Here is a 22856-nt window from a genome sequence, read left to right as displayed (position 1 = left end):
GAGATGGGTATCGATCTTCCGATCATCTGGGCGGTGATCATCGGCTTCGGCCTGATGATGTATGTGATCATGGACGGTTTCGACCTCGGCATCGGGATCCTGTTTCCCTTCGTGAAGGGGCKGGAGGATCGCGACACCATGGTCAACACGGTGGCGCCGGTCTGGGATGGCAATGAAACCTGGCTGGTGCTGGGTGGCGCAGCGCTGATGGCCGCTTTCCCGCTCGCCTATGCCGTGATCCTCAGCGCGCTTTATCTTCCGCTCGTCCTGATGCTGGCCGGGCTGATCTGGCGCGGCGTCGCCTTCGAGTTCCGCTTCAAGGCCGATGAGGCGCACAAGCCGTTCTGGGACAAGGCCTTTGCCTGGGGCTCCTACATCGCCACCTATTTCCAGGGCGTGTCGCTCGGCGCCTTCATCAATGGCTTTGTGGTGCGCGACGGCGCCTTTGCCGGCGGCGCGCTCGACTGGCTGACACCGTTCAGCCTGTTCACCGGCCTTGGTCTTCTCGTGGCCTATGCGTTGCTGGGCAGCACCTGGCTGATCATGAAGACGGAGGAACAGCTGCAGCAGCGCATGATCGCGCTCGCCCGCCCGATCGTCATCGCCCTGCTCGTCGCCATCGTGCTTGTCAGCCTGTGGACGCCATGGCTGCATCAGCGCGTGGCGGAACGCTGGTTCACGCTGCCGAACCTGTTCTTCTTCGCGCCCGTCCCCATCCTTGTCTTCGCGACGGCCGCGCTGATCCTGTCGGTGCTGAAGCGGTCGCCGCATGCAGCGCCCTTCCTGCTGTCGCTGGTGCTGCTCTTCCTCGGCTATAGCGGCCTTGCGATCAGCCTCTGGCCCAACATCATCCCGCCCGACATCTCGATCCGCGCGGCAGCGGCTCCGCCGCAGAGCCTGGGCTTCACCCTGGTCGGGGCGCTCTTTATCATCCCGATCATCCTCGCCTACACCGCGTGGTCCTATTACGTGTTTCGCGGCAAGGTGAAGGCGGGGGAGGGCTACCACTGATGGAGCCGGTCACTGCCCCTCGCAAGTCCTGGCTCAGCCGCTTCGGCTGGCTCGTCCTGATCTGGGGCGCAAGCGTGCTCTCGCTCGGCGTCGTTGCCCTCGGCTTCCGTCTTCTGATGAAGGCCGCCGGGCTGTCGCTCTGAGAGAACAGCGCCGGAGCGAGAATCGCGGCAGCGTCAGGGCGAGGTGTTCAGCCCCGCCTCGACCTCGGTCGGGTCGAAATCATAGCGCCGCGAGCAGAATTCGCAGGTGACGGCGAGCGTGCCGTCATCGGCGACCATGGCCCGGCGGTCCTCGGCGGAAAAGCCGCGCAGCATGCCGAGCACGCGCTCACGCGAGCAGCGGCAGGATTCATGCACGATCACCGGCTCGAAGACGCGTGCGCCACGCTCGTGGAACAGGCGATAGAGCAGCCGCTCGCTTTCCAGCATCGGGTCGAGCAGTTCGTGGTCCTCGACCGTCTCGACCAGCGAGCGGGCCTCGGCCCAGGCATCGTCGGCGATCCCGTCGGGGTGGTCGCTGGCCAGGATCTCGTGCCCCTGCGGGGCATCGCCCGGATGGATGTCGGCGGCGCGTAGCCGGTCGGGCGAGGTCGGCATGAACTGCACGATCAGCCCGCCAGCTCGCCATTGCCGTCCCGCGCCTGTGACGACGCTGCCGACGCCGAGCCGCACCCGGCTCGGAATCTGTTCGGACTGCTTGAAGTACTGGTGCGCCGCGTCTTCGAGGCTCTGATGTTCGAGCGCGACCACGCCCTGATAGCGCGTCGACTGCGAGCCCTGATCGACCGTCAGGCCGAGATGGCCCTTGCCGAGCAGATCGCCCGTGCTCAACGTGCCCTCAGCGACCGCCTGCTGTAGCCGCGCCTCGTCGTAATGCGCGACGGCGCGATAATTGTCGGGCGCGTTGAAATCGACCACCAGCATGGAGATCGGCCCGTCGCTCTTGGTCTGGAGCTGGAAACGGCCTTCGAATTTAAGTGCGGTGCCGAGCAGAACGGTAAGCGCGGCTGCTTCGCCAAGGACGCGCGAGACCGGCTCCGGATAGTTGTGACGCTCGAGGACTGTGTCGATCGAGGCGCCGAGCCGTACGACCCGGCCGCGAATGTCGAGGTCCGGGACCGTGAACGGCACGACCCGATCGTCTAGCGCCGCCGTCTCCGAGGGGGTGTCAGCGACGGCCATCAGGCTGCGACGCCGCCAAAGCACCAGGCCAGGATGCCCTTTTGCGCATGCAGCCGGTTCTCGGCTTCGTCGAAGACGGCCGATTGCGGGCCGTCCATGACCGCATCGGTGACTTCCTCGCCGCGGCTCGCCGGCAGGCAGTGCATGAAGATCGCATCCTTTTCGGCGCGACCGAGCAGGCGCTCGTCGACCTGGTAGGGGCGCAGCAGATTGTGGCGCGTGCCTTCCTCGTCCCCCATCGAGACCCAGCAATCGGTGATGACGCAATCTGCGCCCTCGACCGCGGCTTCGGGCCGGCTGGTCAGCCGGATCTTGGCGCCCTGCTTGCGAGCCCAGTCGATCAGGGCCGGCGGGGGCGACAGCTCTTCCGGCGTCGCGATCGCAAGCTCGAAATCGAGCCGCCCGGCCGCGTGCACCCAGGAGGTCAGGACATTGTTCGTGTCGCCTGTCCAGGCGATGCGCTTGCCGGTGATCGGCCCCCTGCGCTCCTCGAAGGTCATGACGTCGGCCATGACCTGGCAGGGATGCTGGCGCTTGGTCAGCCCGTTGATGACCGGCACGGTGGCATATTTCGCCATCTCGACCACGGAATCATGGTCGAGCATGCGGATCATGATGGCGTCGACATAGCGCGACAGCACGCGGGCGGTATCGGCAATGGTCTCGCGCTCGCCGAGCTCGATCTCCTGCCCCGTCACCATCATCGGCGAGCCGCCAAGTTCGCGGATGCCGACGTCGAAGGAGACGCGGGTCCGCAGGGAAGGCTGTTCGAAGATCATGGCGATGACCTTGCCTTCGAGCAGGCGGTCGGAGGCTGCCGCCGGCGTGCGGCGGCGGGCCTTCATCTCCTCGCCCGCGCGCAGGATGGCGCGGAGCTGGTCGCTGGAGAAATCGGAAAGATCGAGGAAATGGCGCATCGTCGGCGCTTCCTTCAAAAAAAACGTGCCGTGGGCGGAGGGTTCGTTATTCGGCCGCCGGTCGCTTCAGGGTGGCCTCGACCGCTTGCGCAGCCCTTTCGAGCCGCACGATCGCCTCCGCGGCATCGGCCTCGGTGATGACCAGCGGCGGCAGCAGGCGCACGACATTGTCGCCGGCTGCGACGACCAGCAGCCCGGCCGCACGCGCCTCGACCACGAAATCGGTGTTCGGCGTGTTGAGCTTCAGGCCGATCATCAGCCCCTCGCCGCGGATCTCCGAGATCACGTCGGGATGGTGATCCCTGAGCTGGGCCAGCGACTGTCGCAGGCGCAGACTCATCTGCTGGACGTGATCGAGGAAGCCCGGCGCCAGCACGACATCGAGCACGGCATTGCCGACCGCCATGGCGAGCGGATTGCCGCCGAACGTCGTGCCATGCGTGCCGAGCGTCATGCCCGAAGCCGCTTCCTCGGTGGCGAGGCAGGCGCCCATCGGGAACCCGCCGCCAATGCCCTTGGCGATCGCCATGATGTCGGGCTCGACGCCCGAGAGCTCATAGGAGAAGAACTTGCCGGTGCGCCCCACGCCGGTCTGGATCTCGTCGAAGATCAGCATCAGGCCATGCGTGTCGCAGAGCTCGCGGAGCAGCTTGAGGAAGCGCACGGGCGCGGAGCGCAGGCCACCCTCGCCCTGGATCGGCTCGATCATCAGCGCAGCCGTCTCGGGCCCGATCGCGGCCTTCAGCGCGGCCTCGTCGTCGAAGGGCACCTGGTCGAAGCCGTCGACCTTCGGGCCGAAGCCGTCGATATATTTCTGCTGGCCGCCGGCAGCGATGGTCGCAAGCGTACGACCGTGGAAGGCGCCCTCGAAGGTGATGATGCGATAGCGCTCGGGATGGCCTTTCGCAGCATGGTACTTGCGCGCCATCTTGATGGCGCACTCATTGGCCTCGGCGCCGGAATTGGTGAAGAACGCCCGTTCCGCGAAGGTCGCCTCGCAGAGCCGCCGGGCCAGCCGTTCTCCTTCCGGCATGCTGTAGAGGTTTGAGGTGTGCCAGATGCGCGAGGCCTGCTCGGTCAGCGCCTGGACCAGATGCGGATGCGCATGGCCGAGCGCATTGACGGCGATGCCTGCGCCGAAATCGAGATAGCGCTGGCCGTCCGAGGCGACCACCCAGGCGCCTTCGCCGCGCTCAAGCGCGATCGGCGCGCGAGCATAGGTCGGCAACAGCACGGACTGGGAGGGATTAAAGGGAGCAGGGGTCATGACAGGCGATCCTCACGGAAGGGCGAATGAGAACGGGTGGGCGCTGGATGGAAGAACGGAGTCGCGGGGCAAGAATTGGCAGCCCTCTGCGACCCGCCGGCGACATTATCGTCGCAGCCAGTTCCCGACGTCTCGTCGCGCCGTCATCCGCATCACCAAGAAGACCTTGATCCGTCAAAAACATAAGCGCCGCCCGTGGAAGGGCGGCTAGGTCGGCGAGACTATGCAAAACCGGTCCCCCGCTGTCAATTCCGCGCCGTAAGGTCAGTTGCTCCGCAGGTGGGGGCTTGACCCGCGATCCGCGAATGGCTGGGGAAAAACCAATTTCCGATTCGGGGACTCTTGTGGCCGAGTCCCGGCATCTTGTATGGTCCGGTTTGTCAGATACGACATCTCGTGCGGCGTCTCCTGTACCGTCAATTCCGGGTGTAACGGCCTCCGTTTAACAGCGGGAGCTGCCGGTTTCGGATTCCGCCCACGATCGGCCCATAGGCCGGTTCCGTGAAGGAGCTGGCCCGATGAGACAGGTGAAGCCATGAACGACGTCGGAGCATGGACGGACGAACGCGTCGAGCTTCTCAAGAAGCTCTGGAGCGACGGACTGAGCGCCAGCCAGATTGCGGGCGAACTCGGCAACGTCACGCGTAATGCCGTGATCGGCAAGGTGCACCGGCTTGGTCTTTCCGGGCGAGCCAAGAGCCCGGCCGCTTCGTCGACGCCGCGCCCCCGCAAGGCGCCGACCCGCGCGCCGAGCCATCCTGTCGGCGGCAATGCCGGCATGACCCGTGGCGCCAATGCGCTCGCGCCGCAATATGAGCCCGAGGTCGAGGTCGAGGCACAACAGGCGCCGGCTTTGCCTGAGGACGTCGTGGTGCCGTTCTCCGATCGGGTCACCATCATGGACCTGCGCGAATATATGTGCCGCTGGCCGATGGGCGACCCGACCACGGCGGAATTCCGCTTCTGCGGCGGCCGTTCGCAGACCGGCATGCCCTATTGCAGCTACCACGCCCGGATTGCCTATCAGCCCGCGGCCGATCGCCGTCGCGACCGCAAGGTCGTGCGCGCCTGAGCCAAGGCTCCTTGGATCTGAAATCGAAGCCGGCCCCGCAAGGCCGGCTTTTTCATTGGGGCCCGCGGGAGCGGAGCGGGTGATCCCGACTTTACGGTCGCTTAACCCAGTTTGCGTCGCTCGAGGCGCTTGCTCCAGCGCGATAGCGCGTAGCAGATCAGCCAATAGATCGCCCCGGCAAAGGCATAGGCCTCCATGTTCATCCCGACCCAGTTGGGGTCGGCAAGCGAGGCCTGGGCGATGCCGAGCAGGTCGAGGATCGAGACGACGAGCACGAGCGTCGTGTTCTTGATCAGCGCGATGAATTCGTTGGTCATCGCCGGCAGCGAAATCCGCAAGGCCTGCGGCAGAACGATCAGCCCGGTTGCCTTCCAATAGGTCAGTCCCAGCGCGGTTGCGGCCTCGCGCTGGCCGGAGGGAAGCGCCTGCAATCCGCCGCGGACGGCTTCGGCCATATAGGCGGCGATGACGAGGCCGAGCCCGATCACGGCGCGCGCCAGGCGGTCGATGCCCGTGCCGCTCGGCAGGATCAGCGGCAGCAGCAGCGAGGCGAGGAAGATGACCGCGATGATCGGCACGCCGCGCCAGAACTCGATGAACAGCACGCTGATCAGCCGCACCACCTTGAGCTGCGACTGGCGTCCAAGCGCGAGCAGGATGCCGAGCGGGATCGCGATCAGGCTGGAATAGACCGAGATGAAGAGCGTCAGCATCAGCCCGCCCCACTCGCGCGTCTCGACCGGGCGCAGACCGAACCCGCCGGCAAGCAGCCAGACGCCGAGCGGTGGCAGGATGATCAGCGCCAGGATCGCGAGCCGGATCCGCATGGATTTCGGCGAGAGATAGAGGCCGAGCCCAGAGAGTGCGAAGATTGCTCCGGTGAGATCGGCCCGCCAGCGCTCGTCGACGGGATAGAGCCCATACATGAACTGGCCGAAGCGGGCCCGAATGAAGACCCAGCAGGCACCGCTGCCGGTGCAATCATTGCGCGTGGTGCCGGACCAGGTCGCGTCGATCAGCGCCCAGCGGATCAGCGGGACCGCGACCCAGGCGATGCCGAGTGCGAGGACCACTGTGAGGGCGGCGGTTGCCGGCGTGCCGAACAGCCTCTGGCGCCAGAGCGGAAAGGTCGCTGCGCTCATCGGGTCACCAGCGCGATCCTGGCATTGTACCAGTTCATGAAGGCGGAGACGGCAAGCCCGATCACCAGATAGACCGCTAGCGTCATGGCGATGATCTCGATCGCCTGCCCGGTATTGTTCAGCGCCGAGCCCATGAACAGGCTGACGACGTCGGGATAGGCGATGGCCGCACCGAAGGACGAGTTCTTCAGCACGTTGAGATATTGGTTGGTCATCGGCGGCACGATCACGCGCAGCGCCTGCGGGATGACGACGAGCCGCAGGATCTGGCCGGGACGCAGCCCGAGCGCTGCAGACGCCTCGCTCTGGCCATGCGGCACGGCCTGGATGCCGCCGCGCACGATCTCGGCGATGAAGCCCGCCGTATAGGTGACGAGGGCCGCCAGCAGCGCGACGAATTCGGGGATCACGACGAAGCCGCCGCGGTAATTGAAGCCGCGCAGCACCGGCACGTCCCAGCGCACGGCGAGTCCGGCCCAGGTGACGGCCAGAGCGGGCACGATCAGGACGAACAGGATGCCCAGCATGAGCACGGGCGCATCGCGGCCGGTCTCCTCCTTGCGCCGGCGTGCCCAGCGCATCACCAGCCACTGTATGAGCCAGGACAGGAGCATGATCGCCAATGCCCAGCGGAAGGGCGCCGGCGAGTCGGGCAGCGGCATCGTCAGGCCGCGATTATTGAGGAAGGCGACGCCGAATAGGCTCAGCGAGGCGCGTGGCGCCGGCAGGGCCGCGATCACGCCGAAATACCAGAACAGGACGAAGAACAGCAGCGGGATATTGCGGACGAACTCGATATAGGCACCGGCAATCGTCGAGAGCAGCCAGTGCGAGGACAACCGCGCGATGCCGATGATGAAGCCGAGCACGGTGGCGAGCGCGATCGCGATCACCGTGACGAGCATCGTGTTGGCGATGCCGACCCAGAACAGCGCGAGGATGTTGTCCTGCTGGGTGTAGCCGGTCAGGACGAAGGGAACCTCGATCCCCGAAGTGCGCCAGAGAAAGTCGAAGCCCGACGCGATGCCGGCCTTGACCATGTTCTCCGAGGCGTTGCGCACGAACCAGACGATCGCGCCGACGAGCCCAAGCACGAGCGCGACCTGATAGAACAGGTCGCGCACCCGCTTGTCGTTGATGAAGGACAGAACGCTGGCCACGGTTGCCGCCTCTTAGACAAGTGGCGAAGGAGGGGCCCCATTCCTTGCGGAGCGTAGCGCAGGCCCGGAAACCATCGAAAGGCGCTGCGCGCTGCGATGGCTTCCGGAGCTGTACGGCTTCGCCGCCTGCCCGGAATGACGCCCGGTTTCTCGAAGCACCGTCAGGCGCCTGATGCCGTGGTTCTCACTGGAAAGGCGGCGTGAACAGCAAGCCGCCCTTGGTCCAGAGCTGGTTCTGGCCACGCTCGAGCTTCAGCGGCGAGCCCATGCCGACCGAGCGCTCATAGCTCTCGCCATAATTGCCGACCTGCTTGATGGCCTTGTACATCCAGTCGTCCGGCAGGCCCATCATCGCGCCGAAACCGCCTTCGACGCCAAGCAGGCGGCGGACTTCCGAGTTCTTCGAATTGGCCTTCATCTCATCGACATTGGCCGAGGTGACACCGAGCGCCTCGGCGGCGATGGTGCCATTCAGCACCCAGCGCACGATCAGCTGCCAGCGCTCGTCGCCGTAGCGCGTTACCGGCCCCTGGGGATCGTTCGAGATCGGCTGGGTCAGGATGATGTGCTCGTCGGGGACCTTGAGCTTGGCGCGTTGGCCGGCGAGCGCGCCGACGCCGGCGGTATAGGCGTCGCAGCGGCCGGCATCATAGGCGGCGATGGCGTCGTCGTTCTTCTGGAAATTGGTGATCGTGACCTTGAGGTTGCGCTCGCGGAACCAGTCAGCCGCGTTCTTCTCTTCGGTCGAGCCGGCTGCGACGCAGACCGAGGCGCCGTCGAGATCGGCCGCCGTCTTGGCATTGGTCGACTTGCGGACGATGAAGGTCTGGCCTTCGTAGAAATTGATGCCCTGGAAGTTCAGGCCCAAGGTCGCGTTGCGCGAGAAGGTGATGGTCGAGTTGCGCGAGAGCAGGTCGACCTGGCCCGATTGCAGGATCGGCCAGCGCTGCTGAACCGAGGTCGGCGTGAACTTCACCTTGGTGGCATCGCCCAGCACGGCCGCAGCCAGTGCCTTGCAGTAATCGACATCGAGCCCCGTCCACTCGCCCTTGTCATTGGCGAAGGAGAAGCCGGGCAGGCCGAGATGCACGCCGCATTCGAGATGCCCGCGAGCCTTTATGGCATCCAGCGTCGGGCTCGGCGCCAGCTGTTGCGCATGGGCGGAGGTCGCCGCGACTGCGAGGGCGGCTGCGGCCCCCAGGATCATCATCTTCGTCATTGTCATTCCCCCGAAGCCTGGGCGGCTTTCTGCATGGTGGCGCGACTATGCAACAGCTGAGCGGCGAAGGGGAGTGGGTGGAATTCGAATCCCGGATGCGATGTCGAGTGGAAGACGGCTGGCGGCACCGTCATCGGTGCATCACTGCGCGGTCATGATGGCCTGCACGAATCCGTCTTCGACATAGGTGACGCTGCCGTCCGGCAGTCCGAGGATGCGGTCAATGGCGATGCCCTGGAAACGCAGCTGCTGATCGAGCGCATCGATCGCCGCCGGAGCGTCCGGGGTTCCCGATGCCGAGATCGCCCGGGCCATGGCGTCGTGACTGGTGGCGCTGAGATGCAGCACGATCTCGGCTGCGATTCCGGCATCGGGCACCTTGAACACGCCTTCGGCCTTCCCCGCCGCGATGATGCGGGTGAGCACCGGGACCGCGAGCGGGATCACGGTTGCGTTGATGCGGTGATAGAGCACGATGTTCTCGGGCTTGAAGAGGACATCGAATGTCGCTCTGAGCCGGGGTGCATCCTCGAGCTTGATTTGCCGGGCGCGCGCCAGAAAGCCGTTCAATCGCGCAAGCGGTGGGAGATCGGGCGCCTCCGTCAAATCCGTGAGGCGTTCGACCGAGGTCAGGGCGAGCCGAGACGCCAAAGCGGCAAGCAGGTCCTCCTTRGCGGTGAAGTGGTGATAGAAACCGCCCTTCGAGATGCCGGCACGTGCAATCACATCGTTGATCGTMGTGCGCTCGTAGCCGCGTTCGAAGAACAGCGCCTGGGCGCAGTCGAGCAGCTCGTTCCTGCGATCATCGGGGTGTTTCACCACGCGGGGCATGCCGGTTCGGTCTCTCCAACTTGACGACCGACCGTCGGTCTGTAAAATGACCGACGGTCGGTCTGTAACTTTAGCGCCTGGATCGATGCGGGGGCAATGAATAATCGCGTCGCGCCATGCTGCTGCTGCCGCCGCCTCCTCCTGGGAGGGATGCCTTGAAGCTCGTTCGTCGTCTGCTCGTCCTAGCCGCGCTCGCCGTCGCGACTGCGGCCTACTGGTCCGCCACCCGGCCGGCGCAGGTCTCCAGCGTGCTGGCGAAGCGTGGCGACGCGGCGGCCATCGTCTATGCGACGGGCGTCGTCGAGCCTCGGACCTGGGCCAAGGTGACCCCGCTCATCCGCGAACGCATCGTCGAACTCTGCAACTGCGAAGGCACCCGGGTCGAGGAGGGGCAGATTCTGGCCAGGCTGGACAGGGCCCAGGCCGAGGCGACGCTGGCCGAAATGAAGGCGCGCCATGCCCTTGCCTCGACGGAGCTTGAGCGGCTTTCGACGCTTGTCGAGCGCAAGGTCGTCACCCAGCAGGCGCTTGATCGCGCCCGCAGCGAAATCGGCCAGGCCGCGGCGCTTGTCGCAGGCCAGACTGCCCGGCTGGAGAACTATCTGCTCCGCGCGCCGATGCGTGGCACCGTCCTGCGCCGCGACGGCGAGGTTGGCGAGATCGCCGAGCCCGGCACGGTGCTGTTCTGGATTGGCGAGGCGAAGCCGCTGCGCGTCGTCGCCGAGGTGAACGAGGAGGACATTCCCCAGGTCAAGGTCGGCCAGAATGTCTTGCTGACGGCCGATGCCTTCCCGGGCCGGAAGCTTGAAGCCACGGTCGACAGTATCACGCCCAAGGGCGATCCGATCGCGAAGAATTATCGTGTCTATCTGTCTTTGCCGGATGAGACGCCCGTGATGATCGGCATGACAGTCGAGATCAATGTCATCGTGCGGGTGTCGCAGAATGCCCTGCTGCTGCCGAACAACGCCGTGCACGACAATGCGGTATTCGTCGTCGAGGGCGATGTCGTGCGCCGCCGCGAACTGACGATCGGTATCCGCGGCACGAGCGAGGTGGAGGTTCTCTCGGGGGTGCCGGACACGGCGCGCGTCGTTGCGCCCTATCCCGACCGTCTCAGTGACGGCGCGCACGTCAGGGCTCAGGGAGGGTGAGGCCATGCGGCTGATCCTCGATCTTGCCTTGACGCATATCCTCGGGCGCGGTCGGCAGACGCTCGTCGCCGTGCTCGGCGTGGCGCTCGGGGTCGGCTTCTCCATCGCCATGGCGGCCCTGATGCAGGGGGGCGAGGACGATTTCGTCGCGAGGCTCGTCGACACCATGCCGCATGTCGCCATCACCGACGAACGGCGCGCCGCACGCCGGCAACCCGCGCAGGACCAGTTCGCATCGGTTCAGATCGCCGGGCTGAGACCCAAGGACGATCGTCGCGGTATCCTCAACCCGACCGAAGCGACGGCACTGCTGAGAGCCTGGGTTCCCGGCCGGATGGCATCGGGCCTGAAGACGCAAGGGGTGGTGCGCTATGCCGGGCGCGATGTCGGCATCGGCATCATCGGCATCGAGCCGCAGGCCGAAATGCGCGTCTCGTCGATCGCCAGGGATTTCCGCCAGGGGAGCTTCACCTCGCTGATCGCCGGGGGCAACAACATCGTCGTCGGCGACCGCCTGGCCCAGCGTCTTGGTGCCGAACTCGGAACAACCGTGACGGTGGTCTCCTCCACCGGCCAGACCCGTGCCTTCAAGATCGTCGGCCTGTTCCATACCGGAACGACCGCCCGTGACGAGGGAGAGGGCTATGTTCTGCTCAAGAACGCTCAGATCCTGAGCGAGCGGCCGAACGCGATCAACGAGATCCGCCTGAAGCTCGACGATCCCGCTTCCGCTCCCCAGGTGGCACGGCGCGCGGAGGCGCTGATCGGCTACAAGGCGGTCGCCTGGCAGGAGGCGAACGAGTCGCTGCTCGAGGCTTTGGTGATCCGCAATGTCATCATGTACACCGTCGTCGGCGCCATCCTGCTGGTCGCCGGCTTCGGCATCTTCAACATCATCTCGACCATCACCCATGAGAAGGCGCGCGACATCGCCATCCTGAAGTCGCTTGGCTTCACGGAAACCGACATGCGCCGTCTGTTCCTCCTGGAGGGGCTTGTGCTCGGGGCTGGAGGTTCGCTGATCGGCTGGGCGGTCGGCCTTGCCCTGTGCTTCGCGCTCTCGCTCGTCCGCTTCGAACTCTCGGGGGCCTCAGTGGTGCAGGAGATCACGCGGCTGCCGCTGGCCTGGAGCCCCTGGCATTACCTGATTGCGGCCGGGTTCGCCCTGGTTTCGGCCGGGATAGCCGGCTATCTGCCGGCGCGGCAGGCGGCGCGGCTCAACCCGGTCGATATTATCCGGGGGGCGACATGACGGCGCTGATCGAAGCAGCCGGCCTGACGCGCGTGCTCCCGGCCGCCGTGCCCGTGACCCTGGTGCAGGACGTGACGCTGACGATCGGCGAGGGCGAATTCGTCGCCATCACCGGCCCGTCCGGCTCGGGCAAATCCTCGTTGCTCTATCTGCTTGGCCTGCTCKACCGGCCGACAACCGGCCTGCTCCGCATCGGCGGCCGCGACACCGATGGGCTCGGCGAACGGGAGAAGGCGCGGATCAGGCTGGAGACTCTCGGTTTCGTCTTCCAGTTCCATTTCCTGCTGCCGGAATTCACCGTGCGCGAGAATGTCGAGATCCCGATGCGCCGGCTCGGGCGCCTGACGTCTGGAGCGATGCGCGAGCGCTCGACGCAACTGCTCGAGGCGCTCGGCCTCGTCGACCATCTCCACAAGCGGCCGGACCAGCTTTCGGGCGGGCAGCGCCAGCGTGTCGCGGTCGCCCGTGCTCTCGCCAACGACCCGCCTCTCGTGCTCGCCGATGAGCCGACCGGCAGCCTCGACAGCAAGAACTCCGAGCAGGTCTTCGCGATTCTCGACGCGCTGGTGCGTGAGCGCGGCAAGACCGTGATCGCGGTGACGCATGACCTGGAGATGGCGGCGCGGATCGGACGGCGCATCCATCTCGTCGATGGCCGGGTGACCGAGGACGAAACCCCGACGGAGGGCTGAGCCGCCGCCCGCGCGAGCGCCTCAGGTGCCGAACACCGTGTTCAGCTGGCTGCCGACCATGATGAAGGTGGTGCGCTTGGGCATCTCCTTCAGCCGCACGGCGCCGATATAGGTCATCGCCGAGCGCACGCCGCCCATCAGTTCCTGCATCGTGCCCTCGACCGGGCCGCGATAGGGCACCTCGACGGTCTTGCCTTCCGAGGCGCGGTATTTGGCGACGCCGCCGGAATAGCGCTTCATCGCCGTGTCCGAGGACATGCCGTAGAAGGTCATCGCGACCGGAACCTTCTTGCCGTCGTGCTCCTCGTACCGGATCTTGCCCTCGCATTCGTCATGGCCGGCGAGCATGCCGCCGAGCATGACGAAATCGGCACCGCCGCCATAGGCCTTGGCGAGATCGCCCGGCACAGTGCAGCCGCCATCTCCGCAGACCAGACCCTTCAGGCCATGGGCCGCATCGGAGCATTCGATGATGGCGGAGAGCTGCGGATAGCCGACGCCGGTCATCTTGCGGGTGGTGCAGACCGAGCCGGGGCCGATGCCGACCTTGACGATGTCGGCGCCGGCAAGAAGCAGCGCTTCCGTCATGTCGCCGGTCACGACATTGCCGGCCATGATCGCCGCATGCGGGAAGGCTTCGCGGGTCGCCTTGACGGTGTCGACGAATTTTTCGGTGTAGCCATTGGCGACATCGAGGCAGATCTTGCTGATCGGCGCCTTGGAATGGACGTGCTTCAGCTTCTCGTGATCGGTCTCGGTGGTGCCGAGCGAATAGAAGGCGTTGGCCGACTCCTTCTCCTTGAAGAAGGCGATCAGATCGTCGGCATCGTAATGCTTGTGCAGGGCCACCATCGCGCCGTGCTTCAGCAAGGCGCGCGCCATGCCCATGGTGCCGACCACATCCATGTTGGCGGCGATCAACGGGAAGCCGGTCCAGTCCTTGCCTGTATGGGCGAAGCGGAACGTGCGGTTGACGTCGACATGGGCGCGGCTGCCCAGTGTCGACCGCTTGGGCCGGATCAGGACGTCTCGGAAGTCGAGCTTGGGATCGTTCTCGATACGCATGATGGAAGCCTCGGCTGCTTTGGCGCGGAATTCGGGCGCACGCTGAGGAGGCGTGCCGGGACTCATAGCCGGTCCGGGGCCTTGGACGCAAATGGCGTGCAGCGGCCGTTCGCGGCAACACTTTAGCAGTTGCTAAAATAATTCTGGACGGACTCGCTGCCTCAAGATACTTAAGCGTATGCTTCACCAACCGGCGCAACTCGACTTGATGTTCCAGGCCCTGGCGGACCCGACCCGCCGGCTGATGGTGGAACGCCTGTGCGATGGGCCGGCGTCCGTGAGCGAGCTTGCCGCCCCGCTGGCGATGACATTGTCGGCCGTTGTGCAGCATCTCGCCGTGCTCGAGGAAAGCGGCCTCGTCCGCTCGCAGAAGCAGGGCCGCGTCCGGACCTGCCATATCGAGACCCAGGCCCTGCGCGCCGCCGAACGCTGGATCAACGAGCGCCGGATGCTGTGGGAGCGGCGCTTCGATCGCCTGGGCGCCTATCTCGCAGAAAATCCGGACGAGCCGGATGACGGAAGCCCGGCATCGAGCAGAGGAGCACGGGATGACAGATCATAGTGTCACGCACGCCACCTTCACCATCGAGCGCGTCTATGACGCCTCCGCTGCCCGCGTTTTCGCGGCCTGGGCCAATCCGGCGATCAAGCGGCGCTGGTTCGCCTGCCATGACGACTGGGCGGCCGGCGCACATACGCTCGACTTCTCGGTCGGCGGCCAGGAGCATTCGACGACCMGGGATTCCGACGGCGTCGACCATGTCTATGACGCGGTCTACCAGGATATCGTGCCCGGCACCCGTATCGTCTACGCCTATGCGATGCGCTTGGCCGAGCGGCGTATATCGGTGTCGCTGGCGACCGTTCTGTTCAGGTCTGAAGGCGCGCAAACGCGGCTTGTCTTTACCGAGCAGGCTGCCTTCCTCGACGGTTACGACCGCCCGGAGGAACGGGAACACGGCACCCGCATCGGCCTCGACAATCTCGCCCACGAATTGCAGCGCCAGTCCGCCGCTGCCTGATGTCTCACGGAGGCTCGACCATGTCCCTGACGCTGCATTTCCACCCGCTGTCCTCGTTCTGCCAGAAGGTGGTGATCGCGCTCTATGAGAACGGCACACCCTTCACGCCAAAGCTTGTCGACCTGGGTGATCCGGAACAGCGCATGGCTCTGCTGCAGCTCTGGCCGATGGGTCGATTCCCGCTGCTGCAGGATGAAGCGCGGGGCCGCATCGTGCCTGAGTCCAGCATCATCATCGACTATCTCGACCAGACCTATCCGGGGGCGCTCAGGCTGATCCCTGACGATGCCGGACACGCGCTCGAAACCCGGCTGCAGGACCGCTTCTTCGACATTTATCTCAATGAGACCATGCAGAAGATCGTCGGTGACCGCATCAGGCCGGCCGACGGCAAGGATCCGACCGGCGTGGAACAGGCAAGGAAACGGCTCCAGACGGCCTATGACGTGCTCGAGCATACGCTGGCCGGACGGCGCTGGGCCGCAGGGGATGCTTTCACCATGGCTGACTGCGCTGCCGCGCCGGCGCTCTATTATTCCGAGCTCGTGCTCCCGTTCCGCGACACGCACAAGGCCGTCGCAGCCTATTTCGACCGGCTGCTGGAGCGCCCGTCCTATATGCGCGTGCTGCGAGAGGCCGCGCCCTACCTGCATATGTTTCCACGCGGCTAGCGGCTATCGCGAACATCCCTTGCATCATGACTGCACATTGTGCCGCTCGCGATGACGCATGCCTTCAGCTTGCGTCGGCGAGCGCCTCGGCCGCCTTGCGCGCGACCACGGCGTCATAGGCGGCCCGCAGGCGCGTGCCGACGCTGAGCCAGCCGGGATTTGAGCGTCGCGGATTGGGCTGGCCGAGATGGCTTTCGCGCAGTTCGTCCATGAACTCTTCCCAGAGGGCGGGTCCGCCCTCGGCGAGCAGTTCGGCGCGGATCGAGAGTTCCTCGCTGACCGGCAGGAATTTCAGCCCCCAGCACGACATTTGGGCCAGCGCCGGCAGGAGCCCGATGCCCTTCTCCGTCAGGCTGTAGGTCACCTTCTGCTTGTGGCTCGGGTCGTCGCTCCTGGTGATGATGCCCTGGTCGAGCAGCGTTTTCAGCCGGTCGGCCAGGATGTTGGACGAGATGCCCTCCTTGGAATGCAGCAGCAATTCCCGGAAGTGCCGACGGTTGCCGAACATCATGTCGCGAATGATGAGCAAGCTCCATTTGTCACCGACCACCTCGAGGGTGAGGTTGATCGGACAGCCCGAGCGAGGATCGTCGGTCATGCGCAGTCTCCCGAAAGCCGGCTTTCAAATACCGCTTGCATTATGAGATCAGTCTCCCTAGCTTGCAACCAGTTGCAAAAAGCAACTGGTTCTGATTTGGAGAAAAATATGTCTGACCGCACCGTCACTCACGCCAGCTTCGTCATTGCACGCGATTATGCCGCTTCCCCCTCCCGGGTCTTCGCAGCCTTTGCCGATCCGGCGCAGAAGCGCCGCTGGTTTGCCGAGGGCGAAGGCTGGAGCATCGAGCGCTTCGATGTCGATTTCCGGATCGGGGGCTCCGAGCGCAGCAGCTTCCGCTATCAGGGCGGCCCGCCGATCAGCAACGACACGACCTTTCAGGATATCGTGCCCGATCGCCGTATCGTCTCCGCCTACACCATGACGATCGCAGGCGAGCCGATTTCCGCGTCGCTGGCGACGGTCGAGCTCATTCCGGTCGGATCGGGCACCCGCCTCGTCTATACCGAACAGGCTGCCTTCCTCGACGGCAAGGATGAGGTACCCACGCGCGAGGCCGGCTCCCGCGAGTTGCTTGAGAGTTTGGCTCAGGAGCTCGAGCGTACCGCGGCGGCGGTCTGATCCTCGTGCCCGCCATAGGGGTCGAAAGCCTGGAGAGGAGGCGCAATTCCTCCTCCCAGTGCCTTGCCGGGAGTCAGGCCACCAGGCTCTTCGCCAGCATGCAGTGCACGCCCTTGGAGCCGTTGACCGTCTGGGTCACACGCAGGTCAGCCGCGAGGCTGCACAGCATATAGGCCTCCTCCCGCGTCAGTTTGGTGCGTGCGCAGATCAGGACGATCATCTCGCGCAGCGCCTTCTGAGCACAGATGTCGAGATCCGGGTCGATGCCCAGGGTGATGTGATGCGTCGGCGTCTCGGCGCGCGGCGTAGTGAAGCTCAAGTCCTCGCGCAGGATGAACTCGAAGGTGCCTTCCAGGGCGGTCTCGATCGCGGTGACGCAAACCTCGCCGTCGCCCTGGGCGCCATGGCCATCGCCGCAGGAGAATAGCCCACCTTCGACGAAGATGGGGAGATAGAGCGTCGACCCCGGTCCCAGTTCCTTGTTGTCGAGATTGCCGCCGAAGGCGCGCGGCACCAGCGAGCTCTGCCGGCCCCAATGCGCGGGCGGAGCCACGCCCATCACGCCGAAGAACGGCGCGAGCGGCAGCTCCATGCCCCAGGGCAGATGCGCCAGATTCCTTTCGGCATCGAGCCCGATATGGACAAGCTTATAGGTGTCGAACTCTTCCGGCAGGGTGCCGGCGAGAGGCCTGATGAACGTGTAGCCCCAATCGGTGCGGAGTTTGACCTCGCGGATGCGCACTTCGAGGACATGGCCGGGCCTTGCTCCCCTCACCGCGACCGGGCCGGTGAGGATATGGCCCGGCATCGGGCGCTCGACCTTCGCGTGAATCTCGTGAGTTTCGGGCAGAACATGGAAACCCGATTTCGGCTGCTCTCCCGTGCCGCCGTTGATCGTGCGGATGGTGACGCTGTCGCCGCTCGCGATCGTCAGAACGGGCGGCAAGGCAGCGTCGAAGAAACCCCAGTGGCAGGTCTTCGGTCCGGCATCGAGCTGGTGATGGATCACGAGGGCATCCTGTAGCGAGCGCGAAGATCAGGCGGGAGGGGCAAGCGGCCGGGCGTTCTTGCGCATCGTGTAGAGCGTTGCCCCGATCACGAAGGTGGCGCCGATCCAAGTGGTGAGCGCCGGAATCTCGGAGAAGAAGACGAAGCCGGTGAAGCTCGCCAGCAGCAGGCGCGTGAAATCCAGCGGAGCGAGCGCGGCTGCCTCCCCGACCTGATAGGCGCGCGTGATCAGCCATTGCCCTGCCGTGCCGAACAGGCTGAGCAGGATCAGCGAGAGCCATTGCTCGGCGGTCGGCTGGACCCAGAAGATCCAGGTCGGCACGGCGAGCACGATGATCAGCACGATGCCCTGGTAGATCAGGATCGTGTCGGTCCGTTCCGTCGCCGCCAGCTTGCGCACGCTGATGGTGATGCCCGCCCCGAGAAACGCGCCCGCGACAGACATCAGCGCGTAGATGTTCAGCCCCTGCGCCGATGGATTGAGCATGATGATGACGCCGATGAAACCGATGATGGTCGCGACCCAGCGGCGGCCATCGACCTTCTCCTTCAGCAGCAGCACCGCGGCGATGGTGACGAACAGAACCTGGCTGAATCCGATCGCGGTCGCCTGAGCCAGCGGAATGTAGATGATGGCGCTGAAGCCGCAGAGCATCGAAGCGAGCGTGATCAACCCACGGAAGACCTGCAGCCCCAGGCGCGAGGTCCGCATCATGGCTGGCAGCTGGTTGGCCGCGAAGGCGATGACGATGACGCTCATGATCACCTGTCGGATCAGCAGTGTCTGGACCAGCGGAATGGCTGAGCCGATATGCTTGATCAGCCCGACCATCACCGCATAGACCAGCATCGACGACAGCATGTAGACCGAACCGCGCAGGTTCGGTGTCGAGCCGCGCCACCAATGCCTCAGCCGGTGCCGGCGGCCGGCGAACCAGCCGGAAGGGCCGGGTTCGATCACGCCGGGAATGGCGGCCAGCACGATAGGCGGAGCCTCGTCGCCTCTTGATTCTGGAGGTTCGGAATCCTCCGGCGATGCGTGCCGTAACGGCGTCGACAGCTCGCCGACACCATCGTCAGAACCCGAGCCGCGCCGCTGCTCGGAAAGCCGGTCTTCGCTCATCGCCCGAACCATTGGCCGAGCGCGATCGCGCCCCCGGCTCTTCACATCGCAAATACCCTGAAACCATTGATGATCTTCGACGTCCTGACCAGATGGTCAGTGGGCATGGCGGGGTTGTGATGGAAGGTGGCCGTCATGCGCCGACCCGTTCGGGTCGCGGAGCCGACATTCCATCGGCGGACTGTATGCGTCGGCCGAAGCGGTGTAGGAGCCGTGCCACCATCGACGCATTTCCGGCCGTCGGCGGGTTGAAGGGCACGACAGACGCATGCGGGAATTGCTGTCCGATTTTGTGAGCGGTCTGCGTTCGCTCTCTCCCCGGCGCTTCCCCTATCGCCGTTTTGGCCTCGCCCTTGCGCTCGGCGGCTTCGGCGGCTGGCTCTTCGTGCAGGCGAAGTTGCCACTGCCCTGGATGCTGGGTTCCATGGTGTTCTGCACGGTCGCCGCGCTGCTCAAGGCGCCGGTCTCCGCGCCCGGCGTCATTCGCCCCCCGATGAGCGCTGTGATTGGCGTGATGCTCGGTGCGGGCTTTCGCCCCGATCTCGTGGCGCAATTGCCGAACTGGCTGCCGACGCTGATTGGCCTCGTTCTGTTCATGACCGCCTGCGGCCTGTGCTGCGTCACCTATTTCCGCCGCGTCGCCGGCTTCGACCGGGTGACCGCCTTTTTCGCCGGCATGCCGGGCGGGTTGATGGAGATGGTTCTCCTCGGCGAGGAGAAGGGCGGCGATGCCCGCATCATCGCGCTGATCCACTCGGCGCGCGTTCTGCTTGTGGTGATGACCCTGCCGTTCATCGTTCAGTCGATCGAGGGTGTCTCGCTGTCGGCAACGCGCAATGCCGGCCCCTCGCTGGCGCAGACACCGCTTTTCGCCGAGCTCTGGCTTATCGGCTGTGGCGTCTTCGGGGTCATTCTCGGACATCTGCTGCGGCTGCCGGCCAAGCACCTGCTCGGCCCGATGGTGGTCAGTGCGCTGGTCCATTTCCTCGGCTGGAGCGATTCCGCCCCGCCCTTCCAGGTCGTCAACGCAGCCCAGCTCGTGCTCGGCGTCACGGTCGGCTGCCGCTTTGTCGGCACCTCGCCGAGCGTCATCCTGCGCGTCCTGCTGCTTTCGGTCGGCTCGACGGCGGTGCTGCTCGCCCTGACGATTGCCTTCGCCTGGGGCGTCTCGAAGGTTTCGATCTATGGTCACGTGCCGCTGATCCTGGCCTATTCACCGGGCGGGTTGGCTGAAATGAGCCTGATTGCGCTGGCGCTCCACACAGAAGTCGCCTTCGTCGCGGCCCATCACATCATTCGCGTCTTCCTGGTCATGGTCGGCGCCGGGCCGGTCTTCGGCCTGATCCTCGGCGACAAGCGCAAGACCGAGACCGCGCCGGCCGAGTAGCGCCCAAGGCATCGGCCGGGAAAGTGGACTGCGATTCCCGGGAAAGCCGACGCTAACGCAGACGATGAGGTCGTCGGGTCTGATACGATATCCGGCCCCGTGATCTAGCGGCGCGCGGCCTCGAGCCCGGCGGCCAGTGCGCTCGCCAGGGCGGCCCTCTGGATGGCCATGAACGCCGCTCCATCGATGCGCTGCGGGTTTCCCCCGCGCGCGCTTCGCACCCGTTCGGTCAGGGCCTGGGCAAAAGCCACCGGCTCGTCCGCGAGCGAGAAATTCGCCGGCAGGGCTGTAAAGCCGCGACAGGAGAGTGTCGTCGCCACGGCTGGCATGCCAAGCTGCATCGCCTCGATCGTCTTCAGCTGCACGCCGGTTCCGGCTCGGCTCGACAAGGCCAGCACATGGCAGGATTGGAGGAAGGTATTCGCGTCAGCGACGCGCCCGATCAGTCGCACCTGGGCCGGGACCGGTGGCATCTCCGCCGGAAGGCGTCCGGCGACGGCAACCGAGATATCGGTCGGAAGGAGCGGAGCGACCTCGCGCAAGAACCAGTCGAGACCGATGAAGTTCGGCTGCCAGGTCCAGGTTCCGATCATGCCGATGTCGAAGGCCGGTGCGACCGGCTCCGCCATGGCGGCCGGCTGCGGGCCACTGCCCGAGACGAGTGGCAGGACCGCCGCCTTCCCTGCGGCAGAGCCGAGTGCGCGTCGGTCCTCCTCGGCCAGCGTCCAGATATAGCTCACCTCGTTCCAGAGGCGCGTCTCGACGGCTTCCAGCAACCTGGCCTCGCGGGCATAGAGCCAACTCATCAGCCCGGTGCCGGCATGCGCTGCATTCTGCCGGGCGGAGACATGCTCGATATTATGTTCCACCAGCACGCAGGGCCCGAGCGTGGTCAGCTCCGGAAAGGCGCCAGGCAGCATCACCGAGTTGAGAATCAGCGCGTCGAACGGGCCGCGCGCCCTTACTGCCTCGACCAGTTTGCCGGCGCCGGCGAGCCGCAGCTTGGCGCAGGCGACAGGCAGGCCGTGGCTGAGCGCATATCCGAGCCATTGCAGCTTGCGGCTGGCGGGCGCGACCGCATTCTCGATATCGACGGCGCCGATCACCATGGCCTGAGAGGGGTCGGCCGGCACTTCGCCCGGACGCAGGAAACCGAAGGCGGTGACCTCGTGCCCTGCGGAGCGCAGCGCATCGAGGATTGCGGCATTGGCGATCTCGAAGCCGGTATTGGGCCTTGCAACCGGGATCAGCGAGGTGATGAAGGCAAGACGCAACGGGGCCGATCCTGACGATAGGGATGGCCGTGAGAGAGGCGTCAGATGTTCGGTCGGGTCAAGTTCGGCGACGAACTATCCTGAACATCAGGTGTGGGAGTGTGCGCGCCGGCGCAGGATCGCCGACACCGAACCTTAAGCGGAGATGTGGCATGCTGGKGCACCATGGCTGACCCCCTCCATCATTCCGCCGGCAATTTGGAAGGCGCCTCGCGACGCCCCGCCATTCCCGGCTTCGATGCACCCGAGACCTTCGAGATCGTCGCAGCTTCGCCAGAGGCGGCGCTGCAAGGCGTCGAAAGCGTGATTTGCGTGCCGACCTTCAAGCGGCCGGAGCTGCTGGAGCGCACTTTGCGCTCTCTGGCCGCGCAGCAGGGCGGGCATGATTTTGCGATCATCGTCGTCGAGAACGAAGGCGTCGAACGCGCCGGTGCGGAGCGGGCGAGTGCCCTTCACGCTGCAGGGCTGTTMAAGGGATATGTCATCGTCGAGCCGCGACAGGGCAACTGCAAGGCCTATAATGCCGCCTGGCGCTGCGGGCTGACCCGCCTTCCCGCGCTGAAGCAGGTCCTCGGCATCGATGACGACGAGGAGGCGCTGCCGCTGTGGCTCGACGCTTTTCTGCGTGCTGCGGCAACTGCGCCGGCCCAGCTCTTCGGCGGCTCGGTGACCCCGGTCTTCGAGGATCAATCGCGAGCCTGGCTGAGCGCACACCCGGTCTTTCGATCGCATTATGCTGTCTCGGGCGAAGTGCCGATCCTGTTCTCGAGCGCCAACTACCTGATCCGGCGCGAGGTGCTGGAGGCACTTGGCTTCCCCTTTCTCGACGAGAGCTTCGATTTCACCGGCGGCGGCGACAGTGACTTCTTCCGACGCAGCAAGGAAGCCGGCTTCCGTTTCTGGTGGGTCCAGGACGCCGCGATGCGCGAGACCATGCCGAGGCGCCGCACGGAATTCAGCTGGATCGCGGCCCGCAGCCTGCGCAACGGCGCGATCTCGGCCACGATCGAGCGTCGACTCGATCCATCGGCGCGGGGGCGGCTCAGGGTTCTGGCGAAGAGTCTAGCGCTGCTCGCAGCCTCACCCTTTCGCGGGCTCGCGCTCGGCTTGCGCACCGGCTCGGCGACGATCGGGCTCTATCACGCGCAGGTGGCGCTCGGTCGCCTGATATCGGAGCTCGGCGTCAGCAACGAGCAGTACCGCAAGCCGGACAAGAACTAGGACG

General features: G+C 65.5%; 24 protein-coding genes. 12 read left to right on the top strand and 12 right to left on the bottom strand.

Annotated elements, in window-relative coordinates:
- Window positions 1–3: 3 nt before the first annotated feature.
- Both cydB and AC1DIO_RS07760 read left to right on the top strand, forming a co-directional pair.
- A complete protein-coding gene (gene cydB, locus AC1DIO_RS07765; RefSeq protein ID WP_476853294.1) occupies window positions 4–1011 on the top strand; it encodes a cytochrome d ubiquinol oxidase subunit II in 1008 nt (335 codons plus the stop codon).
- Window positions 1011–1154 (top strand): DUF2474 domain-containing protein, encoded by a 144-nt coding sequence (locus AC1DIO_RS07760; protein WP_113516794.1) that lies wholly within the window; start codon window positions 1011–1013, stop codon window positions 1152–1154. Before cydB ends, AC1DIO_RS07760 begins: the two co-directional genes overlap by 1 nt.
- A 33-nt stretch (window positions 1155–1187) precedes the next feature.
- Here AC1DIO_RS07760 and AC1DIO_RS07755 read toward each other — a convergent pair whose 3' ends face one another.
- From AC1DIO_RS07755 to AC1DIO_RS07745, 3 genes are read right to left on the bottom strand one after another with little or no spacing between them, the layout of a single operon-like run.
- Window positions 1188–2195 carry an Hsp33 family molecular chaperone gene (locus AC1DIO_RS07755; RefSeq protein WP_441491936.1) on the bottom strand — a complete coding sequence of 336 codons (1008 nt, stop codon included), beginning with the start codon at window positions 2193–2195 and terminating at the stop codon, window positions 1188–1190.
- Complete coding sequence (gene argF / locus AC1DIO_RS07750; protein ID WP_113516795.1) at window positions 2195–3112, bottom strand: ornithine carbamoyltransferase; 918 nt, start codon at window positions 3110–3112, stop codon at window positions 2195–2197. Before argF ends, AC1DIO_RS07755 begins: the two co-directional genes overlap by 1 nt.
- Before the next feature lie 46 nt (window positions 3113–3158).
- A complete protein-coding gene (locus AC1DIO_RS07745; protein ID WP_476853293.1) occupies window positions 3159–4379 on the bottom strand; it encodes an acetylornithine transaminase in 1221 nt (406 codons plus the stop codon).
- Between the two features lie 535 nt (window positions 4380–4914).
- Between AC1DIO_RS07745 and AC1DIO_RS07740 the strand changes: the two genes are divergently transcribed.
- Entirely contained in the window at window positions 4915–5451 is a 537-nt protein-coding gene (locus tag AC1DIO_RS07740) for a GcrA family cell cycle regulator (RefSeq protein WP_113516797.1), read from the top strand.
- 101 nt (window positions 5452–5552) lie between these two features.
- Here the strand turns inward: AC1DIO_RS07740 and AC1DIO_RS07735 are convergent, their stop codons facing one another.
- The 4 genes from AC1DIO_RS07735 to AC1DIO_RS07720 form a co-directional block, all read right to left on the bottom strand.
- Window positions 5553–6593 carry an amino acid ABC transporter permease gene (locus AC1DIO_RS07735; RefSeq protein ID WP_441491934.1) on the bottom strand — a complete coding sequence of 347 codons (1041 nt, stop codon included), beginning with the start codon at window positions 6591–6593 and terminating at the stop codon, window positions 5553–5555.
- Complete coding sequence (locus AC1DIO_RS07730; RefSeq protein ID WP_441491933.1) at window positions 6590–7753, bottom strand: amino acid ABC transporter permease; 1164 nt, start codon at window positions 7751–7753, stop codon at window positions 6590–6592. The genes AC1DIO_RS07735 and AC1DIO_RS07730 overlap by 4 nt, the downstream gene beginning before the upstream one ends.
- Before the next feature lie 184 nt (window positions 7754–7937).
- Window positions 7938–8978, bottom strand: a complete 1041-nt coding sequence (locus AC1DIO_RS07725) for an amino acid ABC transporter substrate-binding protein (RefSeq protein ID WP_476853292.1) — start codon at window positions 8976–8978, stop codon at window positions 7938–7940.
- A gap of 135 nt (window positions 8979–9113) precedes the next feature.
- Window positions 9114–9803 (bottom strand): TetR/AcrR family transcriptional regulator, encoded by a 690-nt coding sequence (locus AC1DIO_RS07720; protein ID WP_441491932.1) that lies wholly within the window; start codon window positions 9801–9803, stop codon window positions 9114–9116.
- Between the two features lie 155 nt (window positions 9804–9958).
- On the opposite strand from AC1DIO_RS07720, the gene AC1DIO_RS07715 reads away from it, so the two are divergent.
- From AC1DIO_RS07715 to AC1DIO_RS07705, 3 genes are read left to right on the top strand one after another with little or no spacing between them, the layout of a single operon-like run.
- On the top strand, window positions 9959–10957 hold the full coding sequence (locus tag AC1DIO_RS07715; protein WP_441505024.1) for an efflux RND transporter periplasmic adaptor subunit: 999 nt from the start codon (window positions 9959–9961) through the stop codon (window positions 10955–10957).
- Between the two features lie 4 nt (window positions 10958–10961).
- A complete protein-coding gene (locus AC1DIO_RS07710) occupies window positions 10962–12209 on the top strand; it encodes an ABC transporter permease (protein ID WP_441491930.1) in 1248 nt (415 codons plus the stop codon).
- Window positions 12206–12901, top strand: coding sequence for an ABC transporter ATP-binding protein (locus AC1DIO_RS07705; RefSeq protein WP_476853291.1), 696 nt, complete (start codon window positions 12206–12208; stop codon window positions 12899–12901). Before AC1DIO_RS07710 ends, AC1DIO_RS07705 begins: the two co-directional genes overlap by 4 nt.
- A gap of 21 nt (window positions 12902–12922) precedes the next feature.
- Here AC1DIO_RS07705 and AC1DIO_RS07700 read toward each other — a convergent pair whose 3' ends face one another.
- Window positions 12923–13966 carry a GMP reductase gene (locus AC1DIO_RS07700; protein ID WP_441478548.1) on the bottom strand — a complete coding sequence of 348 codons (1044 nt, stop codon included), beginning with the start codon at window positions 13964–13966 and terminating at the stop codon, window positions 12923–12925.
- A gap of 178 nt (window positions 13967–14144) precedes the next feature.
- Here AC1DIO_RS07700 and AC1DIO_RS07695 point away from each other — a divergent pair, with 178 nt between their 5' ends.
- The 3 genes from AC1DIO_RS07695 to AC1DIO_RS07685 are packed head-to-tail and all read left to right on the top strand — an operon-like array spanning window position 14145 to window position 15659.
- A complete protein-coding gene (locus AC1DIO_RS07695) occupies window positions 14145–14528 on the top strand; it encodes an ArsR/SmtB family transcription factor (protein ID WP_441491928.1) in 384 nt (127 codons plus the stop codon).
- Window positions 14515–14988 (top strand): SRPBCC family protein, encoded by a 474-nt coding sequence (locus AC1DIO_RS07690; RefSeq protein WP_441491927.1) that lies wholly within the window; start codon window positions 14515–14517, stop codon window positions 14986–14988. The genes AC1DIO_RS07695 and AC1DIO_RS07690 overlap by 14 nt, the downstream gene beginning before the upstream one ends.
- Before the next feature lie 20 nt (window positions 14989–15008).
- A complete protein-coding gene (locus AC1DIO_RS07685; protein WP_441491926.1) occupies window positions 15009–15659 on the top strand; it encodes a glutathione S-transferase family protein in 651 nt (216 codons plus the stop codon).
- A 64-nt stretch (window positions 15660–15723) separates the two neighbouring features.
- Here the strand turns inward: AC1DIO_RS07685 and AC1DIO_RS07680 are convergent, their stop codons facing one another.
- Window positions 15724–16257 carry a winged helix-turn-helix transcriptional regulator gene (locus AC1DIO_RS07680; protein WP_441505022.1) on the bottom strand — a complete coding sequence of 178 codons (534 nt, stop codon included), beginning with the start codon at window positions 16255–16257 and terminating at the stop codon, window positions 15724–15726.
- 108 nt (window positions 16258–16365) lie between these two features.
- Between AC1DIO_RS07680 and AC1DIO_RS07675 the strand changes: the two genes are divergently transcribed.
- Complete coding sequence (locus tag AC1DIO_RS07675; protein WP_441505021.1) at window positions 16366–16839, top strand: SRPBCC family protein; 474 nt, start codon at window positions 16366–16368, stop codon at window positions 16837–16839.
- A 73-nt stretch (window positions 16840–16912) separates the two neighbouring features.
- Here the strand turns inward: AC1DIO_RS07675 and AC1DIO_RS07670 are convergent, their stop codons facing one another.
- Window positions 16913–17848 (bottom strand): acetamidase/formamidase family protein, encoded by a 936-nt coding sequence (locus AC1DIO_RS07670; protein ID WP_441505020.1) that lies wholly within the window; start codon window positions 17846–17848, stop codon window positions 16913–16915.
- 27 nt (window positions 17849–17875) lie between these two features.
- Window positions 17876–18970, bottom strand: a complete 1095-nt coding sequence (locus tag AC1DIO_RS07665; RefSeq protein ID WP_441505019.1) for a DMT family transporter — start codon at window positions 18968–18970, stop codon at window positions 17876–17878.
- Window positions 18971–19238: 268 nt separating this feature from the next.
- Here AC1DIO_RS07665 and AC1DIO_RS07660 point away from each other — a divergent pair, with 268 nt between their 5' ends.
- On the top strand, window positions 19239–20357 hold the full coding sequence (locus tag AC1DIO_RS07660; RefSeq protein ID WP_441491921.1) for an AbrB family transcriptional regulator: 1119 nt from the start codon (window positions 19239–19241) through the stop codon (window positions 20355–20357).
- Window positions 20358–20461: 104 nt separating this feature from the next.
- Here AC1DIO_RS07660 and AC1DIO_RS07655 read toward each other — a convergent pair whose 3' ends face one another.
- Window positions 20462–21631 carry a glycosyltransferase gene (locus tag AC1DIO_RS07655; protein WP_441505018.1) on the bottom strand — a complete coding sequence of 390 codons (1170 nt, stop codon included), beginning with the start codon at window positions 21629–21631 and terminating at the stop codon, window positions 20462–20464.
- A 165-nt stretch (window positions 21632–21796) separates the two neighbouring features.
- On the opposite strand from AC1DIO_RS07655, the gene AC1DIO_RS07650 reads away from it, so the two are divergent.
- Window positions 21797–22852, top strand: coding sequence for a glycosyltransferase family 2 protein (locus AC1DIO_RS07650; protein ID WP_476853290.1), 1056 nt, complete (start codon window positions 21797–21799; stop codon window positions 22850–22852).
- Window positions 22853–22856: the final 4 nt, after the last annotated feature.

The sequence above is a fragment of the Allobosea sp. 05T439 genome (assembly GCF_056396005.1).
The sequence above is the reverse complement of the archived record's forward strand: the minus strand, read 5'-3'. Positions and strand labels throughout refer to the sequence as shown.

Excerpts from the sequence above, each read along its gene's own strand:
- AC1DIO_RS07760 (WP_113516794.1), top strand. The coding sequence starts at position 1,011 with ATGGAGCCGGTCACTGCCCCTCGCAAGTCCTGGCTCAGCCGCTTCGGC.
- AC1DIO_RS07755 (WP_441491936.1), bottom strand. The coding sequence starts at position 2,195 with ATGGCCGTCGCTGACACCCCCTCGGAGACGGCGGCGCTAGACGATCGG.
- argF (WP_113516795.1), bottom strand. The coding sequence starts at position 3,112 with ATGCGCCATTTCCTCGATCTTTCCGATTTCTCCAGCGACCAGCTCCGC.
- AC1DIO_RS07745 (WP_476853293.1), bottom strand. The coding sequence starts at position 4,379 with ATGACCCCTGCTCCCTTTAATCCCTCCCAGTCCGTGCTGTTGCCGACC.
- AC1DIO_RS07740 (WP_113516797.1), top strand. The coding sequence starts at position 4,915 with ATGAACGACGTCGGAGCATGGACGGACGAACGCGTCGAGCTTCTCAAG.
- AC1DIO_RS07735 (WP_441491934.1), bottom strand. The coding sequence starts at position 6,593 with ATGAGCGCAGCGACCTTTCCGCTCTGGCGCCAGAGGCTGTTCGGCACG.
- AC1DIO_RS07725 (WP_476853292.1), bottom strand. The coding sequence starts at position 8,978 with ATGACAATGACGAAGATGATGATCCTGGGGGCCGCAGCCGCCCTCGCA.
- AC1DIO_RS07710 (WP_441491930.1), top strand. The coding sequence starts at position 10,962 with ATGCGGCTGATCCTCGATCTTGCCTTGACGCATATCCTCGGGCGCGGT.
- AC1DIO_RS07700 (WP_441478548.1), bottom strand. The coding sequence starts at position 13,966 with ATGCGTATCGAGAACGATCCCAAGCTCGACTTCCGAGACGTCCTGATC.
- AC1DIO_RS07695 (WP_441491928.1), top strand. The coding sequence starts at position 14,145 with ATGCTTCACCAACCGGCGCAACTCGACTTGATGTTCCAGGCCCTGGCG.
- AC1DIO_RS07685 (WP_441491926.1), top strand. The coding sequence starts at position 15,009 with ATGTCCCTGACGCTGCATTTCCACCCGCTGTCCTCGTTCTGCCAGAAG.
- AC1DIO_RS07680 (WP_441505022.1), bottom strand. The coding sequence starts at position 16,257 with ATGACCGACGATCCTCGCTCGGGCTGTCCGATCAACCTCACCCTCGAG.
- AC1DIO_RS07675 (WP_441505021.1), top strand. The coding sequence starts at position 16,366 with ATGTCTGACCGCACCGTCACTCACGCCAGCTTCGTCATTGCACGCGAT.
- AC1DIO_RS07665 (WP_441505019.1), bottom strand. The coding sequence starts at position 18,970 with ATGAGCGAAGACCGGCTTTCCGAGCAGCGGCGCGGCTCGGGTTCTGAC.
- AC1DIO_RS07660 (WP_441491921.1), top strand. The coding sequence starts at position 19,239 with ATGCGGGAATTGCTGTCCGATTTTGTGAGCGGTCTGCGTTCGCTCTCT.